We start from the raw sequence: 26,547 nt of genomic DNA, 5'->3' as shown, positions 1-26,547 counted from the left end.
AAGTTGGATGGCGGATAGCGGATGGCGGATAGTGGCGGATAGTGAGGCAAGCGACGGGATGGCTTGCCGCTGGCCCGCCACCAGCGCGGTCTCGGCTTCGTTCCGGCCCAGTCACTATCCGCTATCCGCTATCTACTTCTAAAAAAATGCAGGAACTGCTGCACAACATCGGTCGCGACCTCGACGCGCTCCTCACAGCGAATTCACTTCTGCAGCTCGGCGCAATCGCCATCGCTGCATTGATCGCGTGGTGGTTCGGAAGCCAGGTGCGCAACACCGATCGCGCCCGCTCGGCACTCGCGCAGACCGGATTCCAGGCTCGCGTCGCCGAAGCGTTCCTGATCGCGAGCCCGCATCTCGCGGCCGTCGTGCTCATCGCCGCGTTCGGCGGTGTCCTGCACGCGCTGAAGGTTCGCAGCAATCTCGTCGATCTCGCCATCACGCTCGCAGGCCTGCTGCTTCTGATTCGGGTGGCGGTGTACCTGGTGCGTCTGTCGCTCGGCAATCGCACGAAGGGCTGGGGCAACACGATCACGTTCGTCGTCTGGCTCATCCTCGCGCTCCATGTGCTCGGGTGGTTCGAGCCGCTCGTGCAGGCGCTGGACAGCGTCGGCGTCAAAACCGACAAGTCGCGCATCACGCTGTGGTCGGTGATCAAGCTGCTCTTCACCGTCGGCATCTTCATCCTCGTCGCGGTCTGGGCGGCACGCTGGTTCGAACAGCGACTCATGTCGATGCAGGGGCTCGCGCTCAGCATGCGCATCGGCATCGCGAAGTTTGCGCAGGCATTCCTGATCGGCCTGTCGATTCTGCTCGGCCTGAATGCCGCCGGTCTGGATCTCACCACACTGAACGTGCTGACCGGCGCCATCGGTGTCGGCCTCGGCTTCGGCCTGCAGGCCATCGTCGCGAACTTCATCAGCGGTTTCGTGCTGCTGATGGATCGTTCGATCAAGCCCGGCGACGTCATCAGTTTCACCGGCACGACCGGCACCAGCACTGAAGGGTTCGGCTGGGTGCAGGAACTGCGCGGACGCTATGTCGTCGTGCGCGATCGCGACGGCGTCGAGACGCTCGTACCAAACCAGCACCTGATCACGAACCCGGTGATCAACTGGAGCTACACCGATCCGCGCGTACGTCTGAAGCTTCCGGTGCGAGTGAGCTACAAGGACGATCCGGAGCTCGCGCTCGCGGTGCTGCTGAAAGCGTCCGAAGGAAACCCGCGCATCCTTCGCGATCCCGGCCCTGTCGCCCGCATGATGGGCTTCAACGATTACGGCTTCGATCTCGAACTGCGCTTCTGGATCACCGATCCGCAGGAAGGTGTCAACAACGTGCGCTCGGACGTGAACCGCGCGATCTGGCGGCTCTTCAAGCAGCACGGCCTCACGATCCCGGTCGCGCAGCGCCAGGTCGTCCTCGAGATGCAGCAGCCGAAAAGTGGTGAAGTGAGCCCCGGCGATGTCGACTGACTACCCGGCGCTCTCCGGCCTTCCGGAGGCGGCCCTCGACATCCGCTTCATCCGCGCCAGCGGCCCCGGCGGACAGAACGTCAACAAGGTCGCGAGCGCCGTGCAGCTGCGCTGCGATCTGCGGGCATGGCCGCAATTGCCCGATCGTGTGCGTACCCGCTTGCGCACACTCGCAGGCCGCCGCCTGACAGACGACGACGTGATCGTCCTGACGGCGCAACGCTTCCGCACTCAGGAACACAACAAGCGCGACGCGTTCGAGCGTCTCGCCGAGATGGTGGCCCAAGCCCGCATCGAGCCCAAAATCCGTCGGGCGACGAAGCCAACCCGCGCCTCGAAAGAACGTCGGCTGGAAGGGAAGCAGCAGCGGAGCCGGGTGAAGAACAGCCGCGGTAAGGTTCGCAGCTTCGACTAGGTGCCTTGTTGCTGTGGGTCCGGCTTCAGCCGGACGTTATGCGACAGCATGCCTTCGGCATTTACTGGGACGAGTGCGCAGCCTGGACCCATCGCTCGCAGCCCCTGAGGCGCTTCGCGCCTCAGAGTGCTATCGCAATCCCCAGCCTGAACTGCGAATCCAGCTTGTCGCGATAGTTCAGCAGGCTCTCTCCGTAACCGCCGAAGTACTGGAGCGTGAGCCATCCGGTCAGGTCACCGCCGCTGAGCTTCGAAAGCGGATACGACAGGTTGAGTTCCGCGCTGCCGAAATCACTGCTCGTGCCTTTGCGCAGCGTCGCCCAGAAGTCGAGGCCGCCCTTGCTGCCGATGCCGACGAGCCAGTCGACGTAGCCGCGATAGTCCTTGAGATCCGGGTTCTCGTCGTCCGAGATGTAATTGTGGACCAGGGGCGCGAGGTAGAAGCGCAACCCGTCGGGATCGCCGAGGGTGAGCGTCGGCCGCGCGTAGACCATGTTGAAGCTGCGCGACGAGTCGCCGTCCTTGCCGTTCGATTCATGCCCGAAGCCCGCCTCGACACCGAGCCGCAACTGTCCGTCCAGCATGCGGGCGAGATCGTAGTTCGCGTAGAACAGTCGCGGCCGATAGCTCGAATCGGTGAAGGGCTTCGACAGCTCGTTCAGATCCCACAGCGATGTCTGCGAGAACGACAGGTACAGATCGTCGATCCACGGGAGCTGTCGCGCGAGGCGACCGTTGCCGTCGAATAGCTGGTAACGAAAGCTGATCTGGAACTTGGCATTCAGTCCACCGTCGCCGCCGACGATGAAGTACACGGGCTCGTAGACGGACACAGCCAGCGGCGGCGGCTTGTCGATGAGGCGGCTCTCATCCTGCTGCGGCCTCTTCCCGTCGTCTGCTGGCGCAGCCGCAACGCGGGCAGCCGGAGCGTTGTCGATCTGCAGCAGCAACGGATTCGCATCGACGCCTGTTGAAGTCAGGACGACCGGTCCCTGTGCATCGGCCGGCAGCGTGCCGCGCAGACGGATCTTCTGGAATTCGCGGGCGGGAATCGTCAGCGTGCCGACGCGATCTGGAGCCAGCTCGAGCGTACTCACTGCCGTCGGCGTCTCGAGTCGCACGTGGAAGTGCTCGGGCAGCTCCATCGTGAGCGCCGATTCGTCGGCGTTGGTGATTGTCATCACCAGCTCGATCGGACCGCCGGCCGTGGCGCGAGGCCCGCTGGTCGAGAGAACGGCTTCAGCGTTCGCGGCGAGAGGCAGTATCAGTATCGCGATCAGGAGTTGGCGCATGGAGCAATCTCACTCGATCCAGAACTTTCTCTCGTGCCTTCTCGCTCTGGCTAGCTGGCTAGACGGCTAGTAGCTAGCGGCTAGCCAAGATGGATCCCCGCTTTCGCGGGGATGACTCACACGAGAGGCGCGTGCGCCTCAAGTGTGAGTCACTTGCAGCACACTATTGCGGATCTGTTCGTGCAGAACGATCTGCGCATCTTCCGCGACTGCTTCGAGGATCTGATTGAAGACCAGCCGTCCCTCGGCATTGACGTCGATCACTTTGCGGGCACGCAGCAGCTCGATGAAGCTCTTGAACAGCGCCTTGTCGAAGAACTCAGGCGAATTCAGCTCATGCAGCAGCGACATGCGCTGCGCCATCAGCTGGCACTGCGACTCCAGCGCATCCGGTGTGATGCGTGCACTGCCCGACTTGAGCAGGACGGAGATCACGAGGTAGTAGCGCTCGATGATCTGGACGGTGATCTGCGCCAGCACGGACAGCTGCACGGCCTCGGACGAACCGGTCGGCTGACGCCGCCATTGCGTGTTGCCCTCGACCGCCTCCAGCAGACCGTGGTTCGCCAGGTCGTCGAGCGCTTCCAGCACCGCGGCGTCGATGTCCGATTCCTTCCACCGCAATGAGAGCTCGTCGCGCACATAGGGATAGATGCGTCGCATGAGTCGCTGGATGTCCGCGATACTCATCGTCCGGTTGTTCAGGAAGCAGCAGGCGATCAGCGACGGCATCGCGATCAGGTGCAGCACGTTGTTGCGGAAGTAGGTCATCAGCACCGACGTCTCTTCCGTCATCTTCATGACGTCGCCGAGCGGGTGCTTCATGCGCTGCAGGACTTCCATCCGCTCGCCGTGGCGGATCATCGAGGCGCCGTCCATATCGGTGGTCCACGCCAGGGGTGAATACGGCGCCTGGCGCAGCAGCGAGGCATAGAGCTCGACCTGTCGCGTGAGATCGCTTTCGAGCATCGCCTGCTTCGGTGTCGCGAGCAACGCCAGCGCGAGGAGACTGATCGGCGTCGCACACGCGGCACTGTTGATGTTGGTCATGATGCGAGTCGCGAGATCGTCGACCGCGCCGGCCAACCAGGGTGGACGCTCACTCTTCTCGGGCTGCCCCGGCACACGCTGCGGGGCGTGTATCGCGAGCACATCGTTGAGATGAACAGGCTCGCCGAAGCTCACATGCACTTTGCCGAAGCGATTCTTCAGCGTCGGCAGCGTGCGCAGCATGCCCCAGATCGATTCCTTCTCTTTCGGCTTGCCGGAAAGCTCACCCACGTACGTCTTGCCTTCGACCAGCCGTTCGTAGCCGAAGTACACGGGCAGGAAGACCACCGGGCGTCGCGGCTCGCGCAGATAGCTGCGCAATGTCATCGACAGCATTCCGGTCTTCGGCGGCAACAACCTCCCCGTGCGACTGCGGCCGCCTTCGATGAAGTACTCGATGGAATGACCGCGCGCCATCATCAGCCCGAGGTACTTCATGAAGACCATCGTGTAGAGCGCATTGCCCTTGAAGCTGCGTCGCATGTAGAAGGCGCCGCCCCTGCGCAGGAATCCACCCACCACGGGCATGTTCAGATTGATGCCTGCCGCGATGTGCGGCACTGCGTAGCCCTTGTAGTAGATGACGTACGACAGCAGCAGGTAGTCGATGTGGCTGCGATGGCACGGCACGTAGATGACCTCGTTGCCGTCCACGATCTTCTGCAACTGGCTGAAGTTGTGCAGCTCGACGCCGTCGTAGAGCCGCGTCCAGAACCAGCTCAGCGCGCGAGCCATGATTGCGACGAATACATGCGAGTAGTTCGCCGCGATCTCGACCGCGTAGTCCGTGGCAACCTTGAGCGCCTCGCGGCGCGAGATGCGCTTCGATCGCATCTCGTCGCCCATCGCCCGGCGCACCGAGCCGGCCTTGAGCACCTGGGTGACGATGGTTCGCTGATGCGAGAGATCCGGCCCGATCGCCGCGGCCCGCTGACGACCGAGCAGGGTGCGCAGAGATCGCGTGCCGCGCCGTACTGCACGCGCGGGCTCTTTTCCTTCTTCGAGGAAGCTGCGCACGGAGACGGGCTCGCCGAACTGCACGAACAGGTTCCGGCCGTTCACGATCACCGACAGCATGCGCCGGAACCGGCCGACGCGATCCCAGGTTTCAGACAGCAGCAACCGGAACCACGACGCTTCTTTGTCGGGCGCTCGTCCCCACAGGATGCTCACCGGCAGCAGATCCACATCGAGCGTCGGATCTTTCGCCACCGCCGATACCAGTTCGCGCATCGTGACCGGGATCCGCCGATCCACACGATCACCCCAGAAGTTGGCGCTGCGCTCGAGGAAGAACGAGGACCGCGACGGCAGCGGCGGCTTCAGGGCCTGCATCGGATCCGGCAGACCCTGGGCCTTCGCGACCTTCTCCAGCACGACCATGTCGGCGACGCTGTGCCGATCCAGCACGTAGCAGATCGGCCTGGGATGCTGCGCGTATCGCTTGCGCAGATCCTCCGGCAGCACATGAGGTCGGGCCCACACGGAAATCGGGCCGCGCAGCACCGTCAACAGCAGGCGGTCCCACCCTGACTGATCAGCCATCGGCGATTGTTCGCTTTGTTGTGAGGCCGCGAGGCGTCGTTATTCCTGGCTGCGACCTTCGTTCGCGTCCATCTGACGGTCGAGGTCCTGTTTGTGCGTATCGACAGTGTCCTGCACGCCGCGCGCCTTATCCATCGTGCTGACCGTGTCGCCGAACACGGTGTCCTCCACGGGAGGCGGCTCCGGTCTGTCTTCGGGTTCTGAACTGCCGCTACCGCATCCCACCAGGACGCCAAGGCAGATCGCGATCGAACCGATTCGCTGCAGTGAGTTCATGGCGATCCTTTGTGAATGCGTCGAGGAGGCCGATAGTACCGCGTGCCCGATCAGACTGCAGTTACCGGCTCGCCGGCCAGGCGCTGCAGGAAGAGATCAAAGAGGTTGCAGATGTCAGGCAACTCGGCCGTCAGCCGATGATCTGAATCGATCAGATGCAGCGTCGCACGATATTGCTGCGCAAAGCGGATGCTGTTCTGGGGCAGCACCACATCGTCGCGCCAGCCGTGAACGATTTCGATCGGACAAGCCGCCGGCACCGGCGTGTACTGCTCGTAACCGGGCATGTAGAAGGCCGGCGCCATGAGGAACATGGCTCGGGTGGGTACCTGTGTCGAAGCGGTCGCGGCAACGTGGCCGCCGAGACTCGACCCCACCAGGACGAGCGGATGCGGCAGATCCCGGGCAACTTTGATCAGCTTCTCGATACGGGCCGGCGCTTCCATGCCCCGATAATCGACGGACTCCACGACGTATCCGCGCGCTTCGGCAACTCGGGCCAGCGCCACGATTTTCGTTCCCCACGGCTCGCCATCCAGACCGTGCGAGAAGACAACATGAGGACGTGAGTCGGACACCGGTCGCTACCTTATCTTGCTTTGAACGGGCTGGATGGCGAGCGAGCGCTCGTCAGTCATCGAGAATGCCGGCATCGCCGCGCTGCGACGGCTGCAGCACGCTGAAGTCGTGAAGGCCCGGATCGGCCAGATGCGAAGGCACCACGTTGCGGATGCTGGAGAAGATCGATTCGATCCGCCCCGGATAGCGCGCTTCCCACTCCTGCAGCATCTTCCTGATCTCGACGCGCTGCAGATTTTCCTGCGAGCCGCAAAGCGAACAGGGAATGAGCGGAAACTGGCGGTGGCGTGCATAGCGCTCGATGTCATGTTCGGCGACATAGGCCAGCGGACGAATGACGACGTGGCGGCCATCTTCGGAGCGAAGCTTCGGCGGCATCGTCTTCAGCTTGCCGCCGAAGAACATGTTGAGGAACAGCGTCTGCACGATATCGTCGCGGTGATGGCCGAGCGCGATCTTCGTCACTCCGTTCTCGGACGCGTACCGGTACAGCGCGCCGCGTCGCATGCGCGAGCACAGACTGCACATCGTCTTGCCCTCGGGGATCAGCCGCTTCACGACGCTGTAGGTGTCCTGTTCGATGATGTGGAACGGAACGCCGAGCGCCGTCAGATAGTCCGGCAGCACCTGCGCCGGAAACCCCGGCTGCTTCTGATCCAGATTCACCGCAACGAGATCGAACTTCACCGGCGCGCTGCGTTTCAGGGACAGCAGGATGTCGAGCAGCGTGTACGAATCCTTCCCGCCGGACAGGCAGACCATGACGCGGTCGCCCTCCTCGATCATGCGGAAATCCTCGATCGCCTTGCCGACCTCGCCGCGCAGCCGGGACTGCAGGCGACGGAAATTGTTGGAGGGTTCGGGGAGGGCGGACATTTTGAGGAAGCCAGCTAGCCTGCTAGCCATTAGCCGCTAGCCAGAATGAAGAGGGGGCTGATTGTATCGGTGAGGCTGGATCGAGGCACTCTGGCTAATGGCTAGCGGGCTAGTGGCTAGCCGGCTCACTCTTCCAGATACTTCCCTTCCACATACCTCACCCACGCCGCCGCCGACAGCGATTTGTCGGTGGCCTGCTGAATGAGCTCGGGCATGCTCTGGCTGGCGGCGAGGCTGTGAACGTTCTGGCGCAGCCACTCGAACATGCCGGAGAACTGGCCGGCGGCGATCTCCTCGTCGAGATCAGGTCGGGCGGCCCGCAGGCTCTCGTACAACTGGCCTGCGATGACGGCGCCGATCGCGTAGGACGGGAAGTAGCCGAATGATCCCACGGCCCAATGCACGTCCTGCAGGCAGCCTTCGGCGTCGCTGGAGGGACGCACGCCGAGCCGGTCTTCCATGCGGCTGTTCCAGGCTTCCGGCACATCCTTGACCTTGAGCTCGCCCTTGAGGATTTCGATCTCGAGTTCGTAGCGCAGCAGGATGTGGACGGGATAAGTCACTTCGTCCGCATCGACGCGGATGAGGCTGCGACGCACGCGCGTGAGCAAGCGGTAGAGATTCTCCACTTCCCATTCTGGACCCGACACACCGAAGCTCTTTTCGAGCAGCGGCTTCAAGTAATGGAGGAAGGGACGATTGCGGCAGATCAGCATCTCAAGCAGCAGCGACTGGCTTTCCTGCATGGCCATGCCGCGATCGCGACCGACGGGCAATCCCCGCCAGGCTTCGGGCAAGCCGACGTCGTACATTGCGTGGCCGGTCTCGTGCAGCACCCCCATGAGCCCCGTGAGCGGCTCCGCGGGGTTGAATCGAGTGGTGATGCGAATGTCGCCGGGCACGCCGCCGGTGAACGGATGCTCGCTCTCATCGAGACGGCCGCGGTCGAACGGGAAGCCCATGGCTTTCATGACCTCCGTCGCGAGCGCGCGCTGCTTCGACGCCGCAAAGCGCCCGGTGATCTCATGCGTGGGCTGGCGTTTGGCCTGGTGATCGATCACTTCGTGGATCAGGCCCGGCAGCCGGCGACCGAGCGCCGTGAAGATCGCGTCGATCTGCTCCGAGCGCAGTCCCGGGCTGAATTCATCGGCCAGCGCATCGTAAGGATCGAGATTGAGCGCCTTGCCGACCAGCGCGGCCTTGTCGCGCAGGAGGTTCACGACCTCTTCCAGGTGCGGCGCGAAAATCGAGAAATCGCTTTTCTGCTTCGCCTCCAGCCATTTCATCTCGGCCCGGGAGGTCGCCTTGGCGAGTCGGGAGATCAGGCTGCGCGGCGTCGCGATCGAATGGTCCCGTTCCCTGCGCATCTCACGAAGATTCGCGACCTGCCAGTCCTCGAGGATCTGAGCGTTCGCGTCGGCCCGCTCGAGGAGCCTGGAAACCCTGGGAGAGACCAGGAGCGCGTGCCCCTCGGTTTCCAGTGCGGCCAGCTGCTCGCCCCGGAGGTCGGAGCTGCCGCGCGGCATCATGACGGCGGAGTCCCAGCGCAGGACGCTGGCAGCGCTCCTGAACGCGTGCAGACGCCGGAATTCCTGTTCGAGCTGTTGATACGGGGTCAGAGCCATGGGGCATCCAGTGAGTCGAATACTCGGCCGCGGGAAGCGGCGAGACCCGATTCCCGACGAAAACGAGCGAGGCGGGATCGGGGACGAATTCTAGCAAGGCGGCGATGCCCGGCTGGAACAGGGATTCCCCCGATATCTGTAACAATTTTTTTACAATCTGCCCGACTATGGGGCAAATTGCCTACCGCCGATTCAAGGAAACCAATTCAAACAAATTTGGAACCGGTGCCGTTTCGGCCGGTCACAACATTCGTCCTCCTGCGAGCGTTCTTTTTCGAAAGGCGCTTTGGACACCCCTCAAGACCGATGGCGAACCCATCGGTCTTTTTTCTTTTCGGGGGCCTTCTTTCAGTGACCCGGAGCGGCCGGCTCTTCGCCCGCGACCGGCGTCCCGGGCTTCTTGCCCCGCAGACGCTCGATGAGGCGGCTGACGTGCTCCGGCGACTGGGACGTCCGGGCGATCAGGGCGTAGATGGCGGGCACCACGTAGAGCGTCAGGATCAGGGAGAAGGCCACGCCGTAGACCACGACGGCCCCGATGGCACGACGGCTCTCAGCCCCCGCCCCCGAAGCAATCATCAGCGGGACGGCGCCGAACAGCGTGCACAGGCTGGTCATGAGCACCGGCCGCAGGCGGATCGCCGATGCCTCGATGATCGACTCCAGGAACTCGACGCCACGGTCGCGCAACTGGTTGGCGAACTCGACGATCAGGATGCCGTTCTTGGCCGCGAGCCCGATGAGCATGATGCAGCCGATCTGGCTGAACACGTTGATGGAGCCGCCCTGCACCCACAGGCCAAGCAGTGCGCCCGTCACCGCCAGCGGCACCGTCATCATGATGATGAACGGATGGCGGAAGCTCTCGAACTGGGCGGCCAGCACCAGGAACACGATGATCAGCGACAGCAGGAAGGTCACGTACATCGCCGAGCCCGAGCGCTGGAATTCGCGCGACTCGCCGTCCCAGTTGACCTGAGCTTCCGGCGGCAGATCCTCACGGACCACCTTCTCGAGATATTCCATCGCCTCGCCGAGCGAGTAGCCCGGAGCAAGGCCCGCGGAGATCGTCACCGCGCGCAGCCGGTCGAACCGCTTGTAGTCGATCGGTCCGGCCGTCTCGGTGAGCTTCACCAGGTTCGACAGCGGGATCATCGCGTTCGTCGTCATCGAGCGGACGTAGATATTCGCCAGGTCATTGGGCGTCGCGCGATCGCTTTCGCGCGCCTGCAGGATGACGCGATATTCCTCGCCCCGTTCGAGATACGTCGTGACGATGCGCGAACCCATCATTGTTTCGAGCGAGCGACCGACGGCCTCGAGCGATACACCGAGGTCAGCGGCACGATTGCGATCGATCGCGACGTCGAGCTGCGGCTTGCGCTCGTAGTAATCCGAGTCGACGTTGACCAGACCGGGATTCTCAGCCGTGCGCTCCATGACGATATCGCGCCACTTCGCGAGCTCTTCGTAGTTGGAACCGCCGAGTACCAGGCGCACCGGCGAACCGGGACCGCGAACGCCGAGCCCGCCGGGCTGGACTACGACGACACGAACGCCCGGGAAATCCGCAACCTTGGTTCGCAGCCGCTGCACGATCTGCGAGGCCGACTCGCTTCGCTCATCCCATGGCGTCAGAGGCAGCACGACACGGCCGATGTTCACATCGCCGCCGCCGCCGAAGTTGCCCGAGCGGGTAAGGACGCGACGCGCATTGCCGCGCTTCACTTCATCCACGGCAACCGCTTCGACCTGCTTGAGGTAACGGTCAAGGTAAGCGAGGCTCGATCCTTCAGGCGCGGTCAGGATGATCTGCACCATCGCGCGGTCTTCCTGGGGCGCGTACTCGGAAGGCAACGCGAGATAGAGCAGCCCGCCGAGCGCAATCGCGCCAGCCGCCGCGCCCACTCCCACGAGGGGTCTTGCGATCGCTGCGCGCAGCGACTCTTCGTACTTCGCGGACAGCCAGTGGAAAAAGCGCTCGACGACCAGCGTCGTGCGGCTGCGAACCGCCCCGTTCGCGAAAAACTTCGACGTCATCATCGGCACGAGCGTCAGCGAGATGAGTGCCGAGAAGGCAACCGCCGCCGCGATCGTGATTCCGAATTCGCCGAACAGGCGACCGAGATTACCGGGCAGGTAGGAGATCGGCAGGAACACCGCGATCAGCACGAGCGTCGTCGCGATGACGGCGAAGCCGATCTCGCGGCTGCCATCGACTGCGGCGAGCAGCGGAGCTTCGCCCTCCTCGATCCTGCGCATGATGTTCTCGAGCACCACGATCGCATCGTCGACGACGAGGCCGATCGCGAGCACCGCGCCCAGCAGCGTGAGCACGTTGATCGAGAAGCCCGCCATCACCATCACGATGGCCGCGGCGATGATGGAAACAGGAATGGTGATCGCGGGAATCAGCGTCGCGCGCCACGTTCCGAGGAACGCGTAGATCACCACCAGCACCAGGATCAGCGCCACGACCAGCGCGTGCATCACTTCGTAGATCGATGCATGGACGAACAATGAGTTGTCCACGTTCACTTCGAGACTAATGTCTTCGGGCAGCGTGGCACGTATGCGCTCCATCTCTTCCTGCACGCCACGAGTCACATCGAGCACATTCGCGGTCGAAGTGGGAATGATCGCGAAGCTGATGCCGGTCACGCCGTCGGAGCGCGAGAGCGAACGCAGATCCTCGGCATCGCGCTTCACCTCGGCAACTTCACCGAGACGCACGAACGAACCGTCGCCGCCGCGGCCGATGACGAGCTGGCGAAAATCCTCCTCGGTGCTGAAGCCGGTATCCGTGCGCAGCGCGAACTCGCGGTTCACGGATTCGATCCGCCCCGCCGGCAGCTGCAGGTTCTCCCGGCGCAATGCGCTCTCGACGTCCTGAACGGTGAGCTGGCGGCCGGCGAGCGCCTGCCGGTCGAGCCAGATGCGCATCGCATAGCGGCGTTCGCCGTTGATGCGCGCCATCGCGACGCCATCGACGATCGAGAAGCGATCGAGCAGGTAGCGATCGGCGTAATCGTTCAGTTCGAGCACCGAGCGACGATCGCTCGAGACGTCCATGTGCATCACCGGATCGGAATTCGCATCGACCTTGGTGATGTCGGGGGGATCGGATTCGTCGGGGAGGCTGCCCTGCACGCGTGAGACGCGATCGCGCACATCGTTCGCAGCGGATTCGATGTCGCGCCCCAGGCCGAATTCGATGGTGATGCGCGAGCGCTCTTCGGAGCTCGACGACGTGATCTTCTCCACGCCTTCGAGGCCCGCGACCTGGGCTTCGATGATCTGCGTGATCTTGGATTCGACGACTTCGGCGGTGGCGCCGCGGTAGCGCGTATCGATGCTGACGATCGGCGCGCTGATATCCGGATACTCGCGCACCGGCAGGCGATTCGCGGCCATCAGTCCGATGATGGTGAGCATCAGGCTCACCACCATCGCAAAGACCGGGCGCCGGACGGACAGCTCCGAAAGGATCATGCGCGATCCCGTCGCAGCTTCGGCTCGATGGCCGCGCCCTGCACCGCCTCGCTCGACGTCGTCGGTTTGACAGCGAGGCCGTCGCGGACTTTCTGCGTGCCTTCGACCACGACCACGTCGCCTTCGATGAGTCCCTTCAGCACTTCGACTTCACCCGGACGGCGGCGACCAGTGTGGACTTCCGTGCGCACGGCCTTCTCGTCACGGACGGTGAAGACGAACTTGCGATCGCCTTCGGGCACCAGCGCCTGCTCGGGAATCAGCAGCGTCGGAGCATCGACGCGCTGCAGGTTGACCGTCATGAGCATGCCGGGCTTCAGGCGTCCGTCGCGATTGTCGATGCGGGCACGTACCGTCACCGCGCGGCTGACAGGATCGAGACGACTGTCGATGCTGGTCACCTTCCCCTTGAAGACTTCGTCGCTGTAAGCCGTCGTGCGGCCAGTGATCTCGAGTCCTTCGCGAACGTCGGCGAGGAACACTTCCGGCACCGAGAAATCGAGCTTGATCACGCTCGTGTCGTCGAGCGTCGTGATGACGGTGGTGGGGCTGACGAAGCTGCCGATGCTGACGTTGCGAAGGCCGACGCGGCCCGCGAACGGCGCGCGGATGATCGTGTCGTTGAGCTGCGATCGCGCGCCCGCGACGCGAGCCTCGTTCATGCTCAGTGTCGCCTGCAGCTGATCGAGCTGTGCTTCGGAGAGTGCTTTCGTCGCGAACAGTTCGCGACTGCGATTGAACTGGCTGCGGCTGTCGCGCAGCGCGGCTTCAGCTTCGGCGAGATTCGCCCGCGCCTGCTCGCTGTCGAACTCGACGAGCACGTCGCCTGTCCTGACCTGCTGACCTTCGCGGAAAGCGATGGCGGTGACGCGGTTGGAGACCTTCGCAGTGATATCGACCGCTTCGTTCGCGCGAGCCGTGCCGATGGCCTCCATGCCCTGCGCGAAGGGCTCGTAGCCGACCGTCGCTACCAGAACCCCGACCGGTCCGCCGGGTCCGAAGCCCGGTCGTGCGCCTGCCGCCGGCTTGGCCGCCGGCGCATCGCCATTCGATACGGCATACCAGCCGATTCCCGCGACCGCGACGAGAAGCGCCGCCCCGACGACTATGTTGCGCACACTTGAGACCATGCAAAGCCTAAGACAGCGGATCCCGCGCGGCCCCGCCGTGAAACGGCCCGGGACTGGCCTGGGGGACATGCAGGCCAGAGTCGATGTCATCGACCTCGAGATTTTCTTTGACGAGTCAGCGTCCGACCCGTCCGCCCCCCGCGAGTTCAGGAAACGGTAGCCGCCGCATCCCTTGGAAGCTGTAAAGAATCGTAAATTCAATGATATCCGCGCGAATCCAGTTCACGCACCGAGGGGAAAGATGAAAAAGGCGGAAATTCGGGCCGGGCCGGATTCGGGCCCGTACGGGCAGGCCCTGTTCGTCATTCCGCGCTGCCCGTCATTCCCGCTTTCGCGGGAATGACGCAGGCGGAGCTAATCCGGCTAGCCGCCAACCGCTAACCGCCAACCGCTTCTCTTTACGGTTCGGAGTCCGAAGCGTCCTGAATGCCCTCGAAGAGGACAGTGCTCAGATAACGCTCACCGGTATCCGGCAGCATGGCGAGGATCACCGAGCCGTTGGGCGCCTTGTTGGCGACCTTGAGAGCAGCCGCGAAAGTGCCGCCGGACGAGATGCCGCAGAAGATGCCTTCCTTCGCCGCCAGGTTCCGGGCGGCCTGAAGCGCCTCGTCGTCGGTCACGGGCAGAATTTCATCAGGAACGCCGCGATTCAGGACGGCGGGCACGAAATCCGGCGTCCAGCCCTGGATCTTGTGGGGCTTGAATTCGGCGCCGGTCAGCAGCGATGCGCCCGCCGGCTCGGTGACGACGATCTTCGTCTCCGGCCGTGCCTTCTTGATCATCTCGCCCGCGCCGGTCAGCGTGCCGCCCGTGCCCCAGCCGGTGACCCAGAAATCGAGCCGCTTGCCGGCGAAGTCGCTGAGGATCTCCGGGCCGGTGGTGTTGCGGTGATACTCCGGATTCGCCTGGTTTTCGAACTGGCGGGCGAGGAACCAGCCGTGCTTCTTCGCCAGCTCCTCTGCCTTGCGCACCATGCCCGAACCGCGCTCCGCGGCGGGTGTGAGAAACACTTTGGCTCCGAGCATGCGCATGATCTTGCGCCGCTCGACGGAGAACGTTTCGACCATGACCGCAACGAACGGATAGCCCTTCGCCGCGCAGACCATTGCGAGTGCGATGCCGGTGTTGCCGGAGGTCGCTTCGATGACCGTCTGTCCGGGCTTCAGTGCACCGCGCCGCTCGGCATCTTCGATGATGCCGATCGCGAGACGGTCCTTCACCGATGAGAGCGGATTGAAGAACTCGCACTTCACGTACATCGTGACGTTGGCCGGCGCGAGCCGGTTGATGCGGACGATGGGAGTGCGGCCGATGGTGCCGAGAATGCTGTCGTAAATCATGAGAAGTAGTGACTCGCGGTTAGCGGTTGGCGGTTAGTTCAGATAACGGAAAACGACAACGGAAGCCGACACGTCCGAATGGGCAACGGGCCGCGAACAAAAAAACCGGGCACGAGAGTGCGCGCCGTTCGTCGACGGCGTCAACTGCCCGAGGTTATCAGCTGATGACCGGTCCCGGTCCGGCTCACAACTCGTCGCTCGCGGCTCACCGCTTTCCGTCACGCTCTTTCAACCACTGCGCGATCCGCGTCGGCACTTCCCGCTGCGCTGCGCCGCTCACGTAGATCCCGATGTGACCGCCGGGGAACGCATAGCTCGAGTAGTCGCGCGAACCGACGCGCTGTTCGAGCGGTGTGCTCGCACTCGGCGGCACGAGGTGATCCTGCGTGGCGTAGATGTTCAACAAAGGCGTGCGGATGTCCTTCAAGCGGACCGGACGTCCGTTGAGATCGAGCGCGTCGTTCACGAGGCGGTTCTCCTTCACGAACCACTGCATGAACTGGCGGAACATCTCGCCGGGCTGGTCGGGACTGTCGAAGATCCATTTCTCCATGCGCAGGAAATTCTCCAGCGCCTTGGGATCGTCGATGTGATCGAGCAGATCGACGTACTTCTGGCTCGTCAGCCGGAAGGGCTGCAGTCCGAGGAACAGCGCGTTGAGCATCTCGCCCGGGACGTTGCCGGTCGTGGCAACGAGCTGATCGAGATCGACGTGCTTCGTCCACTTGGTCAGGAGGTTCTGCGGTGTCTGGAAATCCACCGGCGTCACCATCGTCACGAGATTGCGCAGCGTCTCGCGGTGAAGAGCCGCGTAGCACAGGCTGAGCGTGCCGCCCTGGCAGACGCCGAGGAGATTGATACGGTCCTGCCCGCTCGCTTCGCGAACGACGTCGACACACCGTGCGAGGTAACCGGAAACGTAGTCGTCGATCGTCAGGAAGCGATCGGCGCCGTCGGGATAGCCCCAATCGATCAGGTAGACATCGACACCCCGCTGCAACAGCCCGCGGATCAGCGAGCGATCCGGCTGCAGATCCATCATGTACGGGCGGTTCACGAGCGCGTAGCAGATCAAAAGCGGCGTGCGCACGCGGTTCTTTGCAGGGACATCAGCAGCGGGTCGATAGCGATAGAGGACGAGTTTGTCCTCTTCATACACCGCGTCTTTCGGAGCGCTGCCGATAGTGACGTCGCCGGCTTGTGCGAGCACAGCAAGCCCCTGCGTCAGCCGCTGCACGAAAGCGTCCGTGTCCTGCTTCACCTGCTCACGATCGAATTTGATTTCGGTCATCGGGATCGGCCCTTCGCTGCACGCCGCTTCGGCGCGGCACGAACCGCCTTCTTCGCCTTCGGCTTCGATCGCCCTTGCGACAGGTCCGCGACCTGCTGTTTCAACGCGCGTATCTGGCGATGCACGGAGTTCAGCTCCGAGCGTGTCGGCAAGTCGAACTGCCGCAGTCCGTACTCGACGACTTTCTGCTGACGAGCGCGCAATCGCATGCTCGCATTCCCCAGCTCCGCCTGAAGCTTGCCGTAGGTCTCGCTGTGGGCCACTTTCGCGAAGACCTGCTCCGCGCACTCGACCCAGAGGTTGTACAGGTCACGATAACCGCCGATCGGCTCTTTTCGCTCGCGTACGCGCTGTTCGAGCAGATCCAGCGCGTCCCGTTGCACTCCCAGCAATGCGCCCCGCAATTCCTGTTCGAGCTGCGCACACTCAGCCTGGGCTGCAGCGAGCTCCCGCCACGCTTCAGTGTGCTCGCGAGCCAGACCGACCGGCGGCAGACGGCCGAGCATGTCCGAGAATGCGCGCGCGGCGCTTTGCTGGGTCACCCCGGCAGCCGTCCAAGCGCTCTTCCACGCATCCAGGAGTTCCTCGCCTACCTGGAAGCCCGCGAACGATTGGGTGCCCTGCGAAGCGGTATCGGCAATTCCCTGCAGCCAGGACTGCCCCAGATCGAGCCATTTGTCCCCGATCGCGCGGACTTCCTCGGTCCCGCCGGCGCCGCCCGCAGCCGTGCGCTGCCGCAGCAATTCACGCTGTTGCTCGATCCATTCCGCCGCCCAGGGGCTGCCGTTTGCCTTCGGGTCCTGATCGCCCATCGATTCCGCCGCCTCCATCGCCCGCTGCGCCGCAAGAGAGCTTCTGTCGCCCTTGTTGCAGCGCCAAATCGGCGTCGCTACAGTAGCCCGCCTCGCAGTGCGTAACGCCTTGTTGGGGCATTGTCCCAGAAAACCACCGGGCGCCGGCACGCTATTGCTAGCGAAGAATTCACGGGACCGTGCATGAGCGAACCACGCCTGATCAAGAAGTATGCGAATCGTCGGCTGTATGACGCGTCGCAAAGCCGGCACATCACGCTGGACGACATCCGCACGATGGTCGTCGCCGGCGAACAGGTGAAGGTCATCGAGGACAAGACCAACGAGGACATCACCCGCCTGATCCTGCTGCAGGTGATCGCCGACCAGGAACAGTTCGGGCGACCGATCCTCTCGACCGCGCTGCTCGAGTCGCTGATCCGCTTCTACGGCAACTCGCTGCAGGGCTTCCTCAGCGCGTATCTCGAGAAGAGCGTCGAGACCTTCATGCGCCAGCAGGAAACGGTGCAGACCCAGCTCACCCGCATGATGACGAATGCGCCGATGGCGGCCATGTCGGAGCTCACCCGCCAGAACCTGGAAGTCTGGGCCCGCATGCAGGAGTCGATGCTGGCTGCATTCGCGCCGCCGCGCGATTCCAAGAGCAACGGCGCCGACACGCCGGCCAGCAACGAGAAGCCGGGCTCGGACCCGACGCGATGACCGTGCCGCGCGTGGACGCCTGACCGCGGGCATCCGATCGCTCGCATCCCGACGCCCCCACGCACTCCATGCGCATCTGTTTCATCGCCTCCGAGATCGCGCCGCTCGCGAAGACTGGCGGGTTGGCCGACGTGGCAGGCGCCTTGCCGCGATATCTGCATGGTCGCGGTCATGACGTGCGGCTCTTCATGCCGCTGTATTCCAGCATCGGGCTAGGTGCCCTGAACGCGGACCACGTCCCGAACGTGCAGGACGTCGAACTGCGCCTGGGCCCGCATCGCTACAGCTTCTCGCTGCTGCAGGCGCATTTGCCCGGCTCCACGACGCCTGTCCTTCTCGTGCACTGCCCGGCGGCATTCGATCGACCGACGATCTACACGAACGGGCCCGACGAGCATCTGCGCTTCCTGGTGCTCCAGCGCGCGGTGCTGGAGTCGTGCCAGCGCATGGGCTTCGCGCCGCAGATCGTTCATTGCAACGACTGGCACACGGGACTCGTGCCGCTGATGCTCAAGACCCTCTATGCCTGGGACCGGCTCTTCGAGCAGTCGCGCACGATCATGTCGATCCACAACATCGGCTACCAGGGCGTCTTCGGCGCCGGCACGGCTTACGATGTCGGTGGAGAGATCCGCGGACTCCTCTCGCCTTCTGATTTCGGCGCCGGTCAGATCAACTGGCTGCGCGAAGGCCTGCGTCATGCGCATCGTGTGAGCACCGTGAGTCCGACCTACGCCCGCGAAATACAGACACCGATCGGCGGGCACGGACTCGATGGCACGTTGCGCGAACGGGGAGATGAAGTCGTCGGCATCCTGAACGGCGTCGACTACGCAGACTGGAATCCCGCGCTCGATCGCTATCTCAAACATCGTTACACCCGGGACGATCTCTCCGGGAAAGCCGCCGGCAAGCGCGCCTTCCTGGACTGGATGAACCTGTCGCTGCCCGAGAAGACGCCGATGTTCGGCATCGTGTCGCGACTCACGCCGCAGAAGGGCTTCGATCTGCTCTTCGACACGCTGCCGGAAGTGCTGGCGGGTCGCGACTGCTGCCTCGTCGGTGTCGGCAACGGGGAGGCACGCTACGAGCGCTTCTTCGAAGGACTGCAGCAGCGCTTTCCCGACCGGGTCGTCTTTCATCGCGGCTACAGCGAAGAGATCGCCCATCTGATCGAAGCGGCGGCGGACATTTTCCTCATGCCTTCGATGTACGAGCCGTGCGGCCTGAACCAGATGTACAGCCTGAAGTACGGCACCGTCCCGATCGTGCGCAAGACGGGCGGACTCGCGGACTCCGTGCAGATGTGGGATGGCGATTCGCGCCAGGGCACCGGCATCGTCTTCAACGATTTCGACGTGCCCGCGATGCGCTGGGCATTGCAGACCGCGCTCGACCTCTTCAAGGATCGGGACGCGTGGACGCAGATGATGCGCAACGGCATGGCGCAGGATTTTTCCTGGGATGCGCAGGGGCGCGAGTACGAGAACCTGTACGAATCGTTGATTCGCTAGTCACGCTCCGCCATGACCCGCAGCGATCCCAGAGCACTCGCGCATCAGGCCACGCTGCTGGAACAGGCGGGCAGGCTCGCGGAAGCCGAAGCTCTCTACACTCAGATCCTCGGCCATTGGCCTGAGCTCACCGACACCTGGTACAACCTTGCGCTGCTGCAACGACGCATGGGCAAGTTCGCGGAAGCGCTTGCGTCATATCAGCAAGCGCTCGACCGCGGCGTGTCGCTGCCTGAAGAAGTTCATCTCAACCGCGGAGTCATCTACTCGGACTGCCTGAGGCAGGACGATGCCGCGGAGCGCGAACTTGATGCAGCTCTGCGCATCAACTCTCGCTATGTGCCGGCGCTGTTCAATCTCGCGAACCTGCGTGAGGATTACGGGCGACGCACAGACGCAATCGCCTTGTACGAACGAATCCTCGCGCTCGACCCGCATCACTACGAAGCGCTGTCGCGCTACGCGAGCCTCACGCTGGCGAAACACCGCGACGAGCCCATCGTGAACCGACTCCGTCTCGCGATCGGCGACCCCGCGACGAATGTTCTCGACAAAGCGAGTCTCGGATTCGCTCTGGGCAAAGTCCTGGATGCTTGCGGTTCCTACGACGAAGCATTCGATGCTTGCAGCGCCGCCAATCGCGACAGCCGGGCTGCGGCACCTGCGAATGCGCCTCGCTATGACCGTGCGGCACACGAACGATTGATCGACGCGATCATCGCGCAGTTCCCCGCCGCCCCCCGGGCGCCGGCGACGCCGCTGCAACCGCAGCCGATCTTCATCTGCGGCATGTTCCGCTCGGGATCGACGCTGGCCGAGCAAGTGCTCGCCGCCCATTCGCAGATCCGCTCCGGCGGCGAACTGCCTTTCATACCGTCGCTCGCATCGCAGGTGCTGACGCCGTTCCCGAACAGGATGAGCAGCGTTACCGAACCGCAACTGCGGTCACTGGCGCAACAGTACCTCGACAGCCTGGCGAAGCTGTTTCCGGGTGCCTCGCATGTAACTGACAAGAGGCCGGACAACTTCCTCTACATCGGACTGATCAAGCGGCTGTTTCCGAACGCAAGGATCATTCACACACAGCGCCAGCCGCTGGACAACTGTCTGTCGATCTACTTTCTCCATCTCGACCATCGCATGAGCTATGCGCTGGACCTGGCGGACATCGGTCATTACTACGCGCAATACCGCCGGCTCATGGCGCACTGGCAATCGCTCCATGGCCCGGACATCCTGAATTTCGATTACGACGCATTCGTCGCCGACCCGGCGGGCTCGACGAGGGAGCTTCTGGCGTTCTGCGAGTTGCCTTGGGAGGACGCGGTTCTTTCGTTTCACCAGGCGCGGACCGCAGTCAAAACCGCGAGCGTCTGGCAGGTTCGCCGACCCGTTTACCGGGAGTCGTCGGGACGATGGCGTCGATATGAGCGGCAGCTGGAATCGCTGCGAAGGGATCTGGAGCAGGCGGGCGTAGACACAGGCGATACTACGTAGTCATTCCCGCGAAAGCGGGAATGACCAGCGGCTTCACCCCACCGGCTTTGTTCTGACCCATTGCGACAACAACCACTTCTCCCCGCGGGTAGTCGCAAGACCCGCGTGAACAGTGCTGTAGTCCGGTGATCCGTCCGCCTGGAGATTACTGAACACGAGCGCATCGCCGCGATTGCCCTTGTAGCGAAACCCGAGCCGGGGGAAATCCGTTTCGCCACCTTCGAATCCGTCGTTGAGATAGACGAGGAACGTCGTCGATCGCTGCCCGCGCAGGTCCACCTCCTGCGCCAGTTCGGGCGTATTCGTCTGCAGGAAGTCGCCGTGCAGCGCGAACTGCTCGCCCGGCTCGTAGTGAAGCAACTTCGTGACTTCGAAGAAGCGCGTCGAAGTCTGGAGGACCGCTGCCATGCGGTCACGAAGCAGGCTCAGCAACACATCCGCGTGAAAGATCGTGAAGCCCATTTCAGTGTTCGTGCGCGTCTGCGCCACCTGCGCATCGGCGCTGCCTCGATACACCAGCGCACGCGTCAGCGCTGGCCGGCCACGCTCGATGAGCCAGGCGCATTCTGCTTCCGTGGCGAAGCGTTCGACGACCAGGATTCGCGGCCGTTCAGAAACGATGCGCACGCCGTGAGCCGTCGTGAGAGCACTCAGGTCGACAGGCTGTTTTGCCTGCGCGTGGGCGCCGTCCGACGCGCATCCGAGCAAAGCCAGCTCGCGCTTGGCGACGGTGGAACCGAACCCGGCCGCCATCACCAGATACTCGATCGCCTTCTGCGGATTGCGGGGCAGCCCTACACCCCATGCGGCGCAGACAGAAAGTTGCAGCGCTGCTTCCGGTGCGCCTTGCTTGACTGCCATCTCCAGCATGGCGATTGCGTCGGGAGGTGCCTGCTTGATTCCTTCACCGACGAGAACCCGCTTGGCAAGCACAACGAGCGAGCCCACGTCGCCCGCACGGACTCGTTCCAGCAATCCTTTGATTTCGGGGTCACTCATCGACGCCGACCAGCCCCGGCGGGTTGTTCTACAACTTCGTCGCCAGATCCACCGAACCGCTTTCCTGGAAGGGAATGTTCCGGATCATGCCGGACTCCAGCATGACCTTGCCCTCGAAGATGTATTCGACCCTCTTCTTGCCGTTCAGGCGCGTCAGCAACCGGCCGAGGCTGCTGACGAAATTGGTCCGCACCGTCATGTCGAACTCTGTTTCGCCCTGGGCCGGCACCTTGAAGGGGCGGCTGCTGACGCCTTCGGCGAACGAGTCGCCCTGGAGGAAGAGCTTGTAATCGATCCCTTTGATCGGGAGCTCCCGGTCGTTCGGATTCTGCACGTGCAGGCGCACGAGGAAGTTCTGGCTGAACATGTCGCCGGACGTCATTCCGACGCTCACGATCGTCAGGCGCGGAGTTTCCAGCTTCGGCGCCATGCTGCTGCAGGCGCTGAGGCCCGCGAGCAGGAGCAGGATCGAGAGGCTGCGGAGCATCTTCATGGATAGCGGCTTCCGTAACAGAACTCCGCACATTGTATGCCCGCGCACGGCGATTCGTAGCGCCCGGTGCGCTTGCCCGCGATTCCGAGCGACCGCGCTATCCCTCCGCTTGCTTTCTCAAGCGCGTCAGCATGTCGCGCGTCACGAGCGCGACGCCTTTCTCGCTCATGTAGAACCGACGGGCGTCGTCCTCGGGATTGACGCCGATCTGCGTCCCCTCGGGCACGATGCCGCCGGTATCGATGATGGCGCGCTTGATCGTGCAATTGGCGCCGACCCGCACGTCCGGAAACAGCACCGACCGCTCGACGTAGCTGCGCTCATCCACCCTGACGTTGGAAAAGAGCAGCGACTGGTTCACGTGCGCACCGGAGATGATGCAGCCGCCGGACACCATCGAATTGACGGCCATGCCGACGCGGCCGACATCGTCCAGCACGAACTTCGCGGGCGGATACTGCCGTTGATACGTCCAGATCGGCCATTGCTCGTCGTAGATATTGAGCTCCGGATTCACATGGACGAGCTCCATGTTCGCCTCGTAGAACGCATCGACCGTGCCGACATCGCGCCAGTACTGCTGAACACGGGTCTGCGTGTCCTTGAACGGGTACGCAAACACCTTCAGATGCTGGAGCGCTTCCGGAATGATGTTGCGCCCGAAATCATGGGCGGTGCCCGGCCTCTGCGCCTGCTCCTCGAGCAGCCGGTACAGCAGGCTCGCCTTGAATACGTAGATGCCCATCGAGCCGAGCGAATAGTCTCCGCGCCCCGGAATGCCCTCGGGATCCTTGGGCTTCTCGGCGAAACGCGTGATGCGCATGTTCTCATCGACCGTCATCACGCCGAAGCTGCTCGCCTGATCGCGCGGCACTTCGACGACGCCGACCGTTATGTCGGCCTTCTTCTCCACGTGCGCAGCGAGCATCGGACCGTAATCCATCTTGTAGATATGGTCGCCGGCCAGCACCAGGATGTGCCGGGGATGATGGAGCTTGATGATCTGCAGGTTCTGGTAGAGCGCGTCGGCGGTGCCGCGATACCACATCTCGCCGAGCTGCTGCTGGGCGGGAATGATCTCCACGAACTCTCCGAACTCGCCTCGCAGGTAACTCCAGCCGCGCTGGATGTGCTGGATCAGCGAATGCGCCTTGTACTGCGTGAGTACCGAAATGCGGCGGATGCCCGAGTTGACGCAGTTGGAGAGCACGAAGTCGACGATGCGGAACTTGCCGCCGAACGGCGTCGCCGGCTTGCAGCGAAAGTCCGTGAGATGTTTCAACCGCTCGCCGCGGCCACCCGCCATGATGACGGCGAGCGTATTGCGAGTAATGCGGCTGACATAGCGGCGTGAGGAAATCTTGAGGCTCGTCTGATTCTGGCGGACGGGGACACGAGCTGGCGTAGCTGCGTCTGGCATGAGATCGGTTCCGGCATCGGGCGACAGTGCGACGACCCCCATGGTAGCCGACGAGCGCGCATTTGGAGTCATCCGGGGATTCATCCGGCGCTTGCCTGTGCGCCGCGCCTTGGGCATTGTGCCGGGAATATCTGCGGGCGCATCGGTCAGCACGGTTGCATGCTGCCCGTCGTTCCGGAGCCTGTAGTCCGAATGCTCAACTTCTTCCCTGATCCCCTCGACGAGAGTCCGATTGACGAGATCGGCGGCTTCACCCCACTCGGTCATCCTGTCAGCTCCTTGACCGCACGGCGCATCATCGACCGGCGGTGCTGGTGGAGCGCGCTGCTGTGCGCGCCTGCGTTCCTCCTGGCTTGCAAGGTCCATGCTCAGGAGGCACCGCCTGCGTCATCCGACGCAGAGATCGTGGCCGAACGCACACAGTGCCTGCCCGACGGCACGGGATACCTGCGCGCACGGCTCAAGGGCTCGATCGATGCGGAGCTGGATTGGGGCAATGCCGATACCGGCTGCACCGGCGCTGTGCGACCGACGGACGGCGGGATCCGTGTCCGTTTCACTCGGCAGTCGGGATCCGAGGGTCAGCTCGTGCTCGTCTTCGGCATCGCCGCCCTGCGCGAGGGCACGAGCGCGAAGGCCTTGCCCGTGAACGTCACCGTGATGCGCGAAGGTACTGGCGAGTTCTATGGAACGCAGGGCGATGACAAGTGCACGCTCGATCAGGTGAGCCAGACACCGCTGGTCGGCATCCCGCATCGTTCACGCGTGTATCGCATCGTGGCGCGAGGCTTCTGCACTGAGCCTGCCCGCGCCCTGAAAGGTAACGGCTCCATCTTCATCTCCCGATTCGATTTCGCGGGCCGCGTCGACTTCGACGTCGAAGACGACGCCGACGACGCCGTACTCCAGGCGGGATCTCAAAAAGGAAAGCATCCATGACGCCGATCGCAATGCTGCGACGACTGACACCCCTGCTGGTCCTGCTCTGCGCAGCCAGTGTCGCTGCCGATTCGAAACCGTCACCGACAGCGGAACTCGACAAGGAATTCGGGCGCTCGTCGCTGCAGATCGCCACGGCGGATTCGAAGCTGCATACGTTCCGTGTGTGGGTTGCCGACAGCGAGTCTCGCCGTCAGCGCGGCCTCATGTTCGTGAAGCAGATGGACGACGATGCAGGAATGCTCTTCATCTATCCGCAGGCGCAGTCGATCGCGATGTGGATGAAGAACACGTTCATTCCGCTCGACATGCTCTTCGTTGCAGCGGACGGACGGGTGGTTCGCGTGACCGCGAACACTACGCCGCAGTCCCTCGACACGATCGAGTCAGGACAAGCAGTGCTCGGTGTCGTCGAGCTCAACGCCGGCGTCGCAGCGAAGCTGCAGATTCGCGCTGGCGCCCAGATCATTCATCCCGCCTTTTTGCCGAGATAACTCCGCGCGTCTCGCGCAGCGCGCTCGGGCCGGCGTGTTGCGCGTTGTTTGCGTACACCCCATAGCCTTTTCACGGATGGTAATTCTACGCTCAGCCGTTAACTTGCGGTGAGTAGTGGAGAGCCAACGGCGGAGCACGCCGTTTTTTCTTAAGGAGGACTGGGTGATGCGAACTCGCAAGAGCGCGATGTTGCTTTCTGTGCTGGCGTCTGCAGCGGGCCTTACGTCAGGTTCGGCAAATGCCGCCGATGAAACGGGCAAGTGGTATTTCAATCCGCAATACGGTTACACGTGGCCCGACGATGCACGGGGGGTCGACGACGACTATCACTGGGGTCTCGGCATCGGCAAACATCTCAGCAAGCACTGGAGCCTCGAGCTCAACGGTCTCATCGGGGAATTCGAAGGACCGGTCGTCGATCTCGATCAGCAGGCTTATTCGCTCGACGCACTGCTCGTCTTCGCGCGTGAGCGCGCGGTGTCTCCCTACATCACGTTCGGCGCCGGTTACATCAACAACGACTTCGACGTCGTCGAACTGAGCGGGCCGCTCGCACAGGCAGGCGTGGGCCTCATGATCGACGTGGGCCAGAACGCGGCGAAGACGTTCGTCTTCCAGCTGCGGCCCGAAGTAAAGATGCGCTACGACTGGGCTGATACGCCCGAGCACGACGACTTCCATGACTACATCGTCAATCTCGGTTTCGCATTCAACTTCGGTCCGGCGCCCTACCAGGCGCCGCCTCCGGCACCTCCGGCTCCACCTCCTCCACCACCGCCTCCACCGCCGCCTGCTGATACCGACGGTGACGGTGTGCTCGATCCGCAGGATCAGTGTCCCGGCACACCGCGCGGTGTTGCTGTCGATGCAGTCGGATGTCCGCGCAAGGGCTCGGTCACGCTTCACGGCGTGAACTTCGAGAACAACTCGGACCAGCTGATGCAGACATCGCGGCCGATCCTCGATGAAGTCGCTGCCGATCTCAAAGCGCATCCGCGCCTGAAAGTCGAACTGCAAGGTCACACGGACAGCGTCGGCGCCGCTGCCTACAACCTGAACCTTTCCCAGCGGCGTGCCGAGACGGTCCGCGAGTACCTGATCGCGCAGGGCGTCAGCCCGGCGAATCTGATCGCGAAGGGCTACGGCGAAACAGAGCCGATCGCGACCAACGATTCGCCAGGAGGCCGCGCAGGAAATCGCCGTGTCGTCATGTCGGTGACCGACAATCCCGGTGACGTCGACGTGAAGGGAGAGGAAAAGACGTTCTGATCCGTTGTCTCAATAGTTGCTC

22 protein-coding genes are annotated in these 26,547 nt (G+C 63.3%); 8 read left to right on the top strand and 14 right to left on the bottom strand.

The genetic code is table 11. From position 1 onward, the window contains the following. The first annotated feature begins 146 nt into the window (after nucleotides 1-146). On the top strand, nucleotides 147-1,475 hold the full coding sequence (locus HNQ60_RS17310; RefSeq protein WP_184334025.1) for a mechanosensitive ion channel family protein: 1,329 nt from the start codon (nucleotides 147-149) through the stop codon (nucleotides 1,473-1,475). Further along, nucleotides 1,465-1,890 carry an alternative ribosome rescue aminoacyl-tRNA hydrolase ArfB gene (gene arfB, locus HNQ60_RS17305; RefSeq protein WP_184334024.1) on the top strand — a complete coding sequence of 142 codons (426 nt, stop codon included), beginning with the start codon at nucleotides 1,465-1,467 and terminating at the stop codon, nucleotides 1,888-1,890. Before HNQ60_RS17310 ends, arfB begins: the two co-directional genes overlap by 11 nt. A 121-nt stretch (nucleotides 1,891-2,011) precedes the next feature. Here arfB and HNQ60_RS17300 read toward each other — a convergent pair whose 3' ends face one another. The 11 genes from HNQ60_RS17300 to HNQ60_RS17250 all read right to left on the bottom strand — a co-directional run bounded on the left by HNQ60_RS17300 (nucleotide 2,012) and on the right by HNQ60_RS17250 (nucleotide 17,215). After that, nucleotides 2,012-3,181, bottom strand: a complete 1,170-nt coding sequence (locus HNQ60_RS17300; protein WP_184334023.1) for a phospholipase A — start codon at nucleotides 3,179-3,181, stop codon at nucleotides 2,012-2,014. 138 nt (nucleotides 3,182-3,319) lie between these two features. Beyond that, complete coding sequence (gene plsB, locus HNQ60_RS17295) at nucleotides 3,320-5,776, bottom strand: glycerol-3-phosphate 1-O-acyltransferase PlsB (protein WP_184334022.1); 2,457 nt, start codon at nucleotides 5,774-5,776, stop codon at nucleotides 3,320-3,322. Nucleotides 5,777-5,815: 39 nt separating this feature from the next. Then, the gene (locus tag HNQ60_RS17290) at nucleotides 5,816-6,052 is read right to left on the bottom strand and encodes a hypothetical protein (protein WP_184334021.1); all 237 of its coding nucleotides are present in this window, start codon (nucleotides 6,050-6,052) and stop codon (nucleotides 5,816-5,818) included. A gap of 50 nt (nucleotides 6,053-6,102) precedes the next feature. Then, nucleotides 6,103-6,630 carry an alpha/beta hydrolase gene (locus HNQ60_RS17285; RefSeq protein ID WP_184334020.1) on the bottom strand — a complete coding sequence of 176 codons (528 nt, stop codon included), beginning with the start codon at nucleotides 6,628-6,630 and terminating at the stop codon, nucleotides 6,103-6,105. A gap of 52 nt (nucleotides 6,631-6,682) precedes the next feature. Continuing rightward, nucleotides 6,683-7,507 carry a tRNA 2-thiocytidine(32) synthetase TtcA gene (ttcA, locus tag HNQ60_RS17280; RefSeq protein WP_184334019.1) on the bottom strand — a complete coding sequence of 275 codons (825 nt, stop codon included), beginning with the start codon at nucleotides 7,505-7,507 and terminating at the stop codon, nucleotides 6,683-6,685. A 125-nt stretch (nucleotides 7,508-7,632) separates the two neighbouring features. Continuing rightward, complete coding sequence (locus HNQ60_RS17275; protein ID WP_184334018.1) at nucleotides 7,633-9,132, bottom strand: carboxypeptidase M32; 1,500 nt, start codon at nucleotides 9,130-9,132, stop codon at nucleotides 7,633-7,635. A gap of 348 nt (nucleotides 9,133-9,480) precedes the next feature. Next, complete coding sequence (locus tag HNQ60_RS17270) at nucleotides 9,481-12,624, bottom strand: efflux RND transporter permease subunit (RefSeq protein ID WP_184334017.1); 3,144 nt, start codon at nucleotides 12,622-12,624, stop codon at nucleotides 9,481-9,483. Then, a complete protein-coding gene (locus HNQ60_RS17265) occupies nucleotides 12,621-13,754 on the bottom strand; it encodes an efflux RND transporter periplasmic adaptor subunit (RefSeq protein WP_221304255.1) in 1,134 nt (377 codons plus the stop codon). Before HNQ60_RS17265 ends, HNQ60_RS17270 begins: the two co-directional genes overlap by 4 nt. A 398-nt stretch (nucleotides 13,755-14,152) precedes the next feature. Then, a complete protein-coding gene (cysK, locus tag HNQ60_RS17260; protein WP_184334015.1) occupies nucleotides 14,153-15,094 on the bottom strand; it encodes a cysteine synthase A in 942 nt (313 codons plus the stop codon). A gap of 205 nt (nucleotides 15,095-15,299) precedes the next feature. After that, nucleotides 15,300-16,385, bottom strand: a complete 1,086-nt coding sequence (gene phaC, locus HNQ60_RS17255) for a class III poly(R)-hydroxyalkanoic acid synthase subunit PhaC (protein WP_184334014.1) — start codon at nucleotides 16,383-16,385, stop codon at nucleotides 15,300-15,302. Further along, on the bottom strand, nucleotides 16,382-17,215 hold the full coding sequence (locus HNQ60_RS17250) for a poly(R)-hydroxyalkanoic acid synthase subunit PhaE (RefSeq protein ID WP_184334013.1): 834 nt from the start codon (nucleotides 17,213-17,215) through the stop codon (nucleotides 16,382-16,384). Before HNQ60_RS17250 ends, phaC begins: the two co-directional genes overlap by 4 nt. A gap of 165 nt (nucleotides 17,216-17,380) precedes the next feature. On the opposite strand from HNQ60_RS17250, the gene phaR reads away from it, so the two are divergent. The 3 genes from phaR (at nucleotide 17,381) to HNQ60_RS17235 (ending at nucleotide 20,910) form a co-directional block, all read left to right on the top strand. Further along, nucleotides 17,381-17,899, top strand: coding sequence for a polyhydroxyalkanoate synthesis repressor PhaR (gene phaR / locus HNQ60_RS17245; RefSeq protein WP_184334012.1), 519 nt, complete (start codon nucleotides 17,381-17,383; stop codon nucleotides 17,897-17,899). Between the two features lie 68 nt (nucleotides 17,900-17,967). Beyond that, entirely contained in the window at nucleotides 17,968-19,413 is a 1,446-nt protein-coding gene (locus tag HNQ60_RS17240) for a glycogen synthase (protein ID WP_184334011.1), read from the top strand. A gap of 12 nt (nucleotides 19,414-19,425) precedes the next feature. Beyond that, nucleotides 19,426-20,910, top strand: coding sequence for a tetratricopeptide repeat-containing sulfotransferase family protein (locus tag HNQ60_RS17235; RefSeq protein WP_184334010.1), 1,485 nt, complete (start codon nucleotides 19,426-19,428; stop codon nucleotides 20,908-20,910). A gap of 33 nt (nucleotides 20,911-20,943) precedes the next feature. Here the strand turns inward: HNQ60_RS17235 and HNQ60_RS17230 are convergent, their stop codons facing one another. The 3 genes from HNQ60_RS17230 to glgC form a co-directional block, all read right to left on the bottom strand. Then, a complete protein-coding gene (locus tag HNQ60_RS17230; protein WP_184334009.1) occupies nucleotides 20,944-21,909 on the bottom strand; it encodes a 2OG-Fe(II) oxygenase in 966 nt (321 codons plus the stop codon). Between the two features lie 28 nt (nucleotides 21,910-21,937). Then, nucleotides 21,938-22,402 carry an LEA type 2 family protein gene (locus tag HNQ60_RS17225; RefSeq protein WP_184334008.1) on the bottom strand — a complete coding sequence of 155 codons (465 nt, stop codon included), beginning with the start codon at nucleotides 22,400-22,402 and terminating at the stop codon, nucleotides 21,938-21,940. Nucleotides 22,403-22,499: 97 nt separating this feature from the next. Beyond that, complete coding sequence (gene glgC, locus HNQ60_RS17220) at nucleotides 22,500-23,822, bottom strand: glucose-1-phosphate adenylyltransferase (protein WP_184334007.1); 1,323 nt, start codon at nucleotides 23,820-23,822, stop codon at nucleotides 22,500-22,502. 192 nt (nucleotides 23,823-24,014) lie between these two features. Here glgC and HNQ60_RS17215 point away from each other — a divergent pair, with 192 nt between their 5' ends. From HNQ60_RS17215 to HNQ60_RS17205, 3 genes are all read left to right on the top strand, one after another. Beyond that, complete coding sequence (locus tag HNQ60_RS17215; RefSeq protein WP_184334006.1) at nucleotides 24,015-24,761, top strand: hypothetical protein; 747 nt, start codon at nucleotides 24,015-24,017, stop codon at nucleotides 24,759-24,761. Further along, nucleotides 24,758-25,255, top strand: a complete 498-nt coding sequence (locus HNQ60_RS17210; protein WP_184334005.1) for a DUF192 domain-containing protein — start codon at nucleotides 24,758-24,760, stop codon at nucleotides 25,253-25,255. Before HNQ60_RS17215 ends, HNQ60_RS17210 begins: the two co-directional genes overlap by 4 nt. A 166-nt stretch (nucleotides 25,256-25,421) precedes the next feature. Next, a complete protein-coding gene (locus HNQ60_RS17205) occupies nucleotides 25,422-26,525 on the top strand; it encodes an OmpA family protein (RefSeq protein ID WP_184334004.1) in 1,104 nt (367 codons plus the stop codon). Nucleotides 26,526-26,547: the final 22 nt, after the last annotated feature.

Origin of the sequence: Povalibacter uvarum (genome assembly GCF_014202975.1) — a bacterium.
Classification (GTDB): Bacteria; Pseudomonadota; Gammaproteobacteria; order Steroidobacterales; family Steroidobacteraceae; genus Steroidobacter; species Steroidobacter uvarum.
Note: the sequence above shows the minus strand (reverse complement) of the source record. Positions and strands in the feature narration are given on the sequence as shown.

Coding starts and splice junctions, on each gene's coding strand:
- HNQ60_RS17310 (WP_184334025.1), top strand. CDS start 147: ATGCAGGAACTGCTGCACAACATCGGTCGCGACCTCGACGCGCTCCTC.
- arfB (WP_184334024.1), top strand. CDS start 1,465: ATGTCGACTGACTACCCGGCGCTCTCCGGCCTTCCGGAGGCGGCCCTC.
- HNQ60_RS17300 (WP_184334023.1), bottom strand. CDS start 3,181: ATGCGCCAACTCCTGATCGCGATACTGATACTGCCTCTCGCCGCGAAC.
- plsB (WP_184334022.1), bottom strand. CDS start 5,776: ATGGCTGATCAGTCAGGGTGGGACCGCCTGCTGTTGACGGTGCTGCGC.
- HNQ60_RS17290 (WP_184334021.1), bottom strand. CDS start 6,052: ATGAACTCACTGCAGCGAATCGGTTCGATCGCGATCTGCCTTGGCGTC.
- ttcA (WP_184334019.1), bottom strand. CDS start 7,507: ATGTCCGCCCTCCCCGAACCCTCCAACAATTTCCGTCGCCTGCAGTCC.
- HNQ60_RS17275 (WP_184334018.1), bottom strand. CDS start 9,132: ATGGCTCTGACCCCGTATCAACAGCTCGAACAGGAATTCCGGCGTCTG.
- HNQ60_RS17270 (WP_184334017.1), bottom strand. CDS start 12,624: ATGATCCTTTCGGAGCTGTCCGTCCGGCGCCCGGTCTTTGCGATGGTG.
- HNQ60_RS17265 (WP_221304255.1), bottom strand. CDS start 13,754: ATGGTCTCAAGTGTGCGCAACATAGTCGTCGGGGCGGCGCTTCTCGTC.
- cysK (WP_184334015.1), bottom strand. CDS start 15,094: ATGATTTACGACAGCATTCTCGGCACCATCGGCCGCACTCCCATCGTC.
- phaC (WP_184334014.1), bottom strand. CDS start 16,385: ATGACCGAAATCAAATTCGATCGTGAGCAGGTGAAGCAGGACACGGAC.
- HNQ60_RS17250 (WP_184334013.1), bottom strand. CDS start 17,215: ATGGAGGCGGCGGAATCGATGGGCGATCAGGACCCGAAGGCAAACGGC.
- phaR (WP_184334012.1), top strand. CDS start 17,381: ATGAGCGAACCACGCCTGATCAAGAAGTATGCGAATCGTCGGCTGTAT.
- HNQ60_RS17240 (WP_184334011.1), top strand. CDS start 17,968: ATGCGCATCTGTTTCATCGCCTCCGAGATCGCGCCGCTCGCGAAGACT.
- HNQ60_RS17235 (WP_184334010.1), top strand. CDS start 19,426: ATGACCCGCAGCGATCCCAGAGCACTCGCGCATCAGGCCACGCTGCTG.
- HNQ60_RS17230 (WP_184334009.1), bottom strand. CDS start 21,909: ATGAGTGACCCCGAAATCAAAGGATTGCTGGAACGAGTCCGTGCGGGC.
- HNQ60_RS17225 (WP_184334008.1), bottom strand. CDS start 22,402: ATGAAGATGCTCCGCAGCCTCTCGATCCTGCTCCTGCTCGCGGGCCTC.
- glgC (WP_184334007.1), bottom strand. CDS start 23,822: ATGCCAGACGCAGCTACGCCAGCTCGTGTCCCCGTCCGCCAGAATCAG.
- HNQ60_RS17215 (WP_184334006.1), top strand. CDS start 24,015: ATGCTCAACTTCTTCCCTGATCCCCTCGACGAGAGTCCGATTGACGAG.
- HNQ60_RS17210 (WP_184334005.1), top strand. CDS start 24,758: ATGACGCCGATCGCAATGCTGCGACGACTGACACCCCTGCTGGTCCTG.
- HNQ60_RS17205 (WP_184334004.1), top strand. CDS start 25,422: ATGCGAACTCGCAAGAGCGCGATGTTGCTTTCTGTGCTGGCGTCTGCA.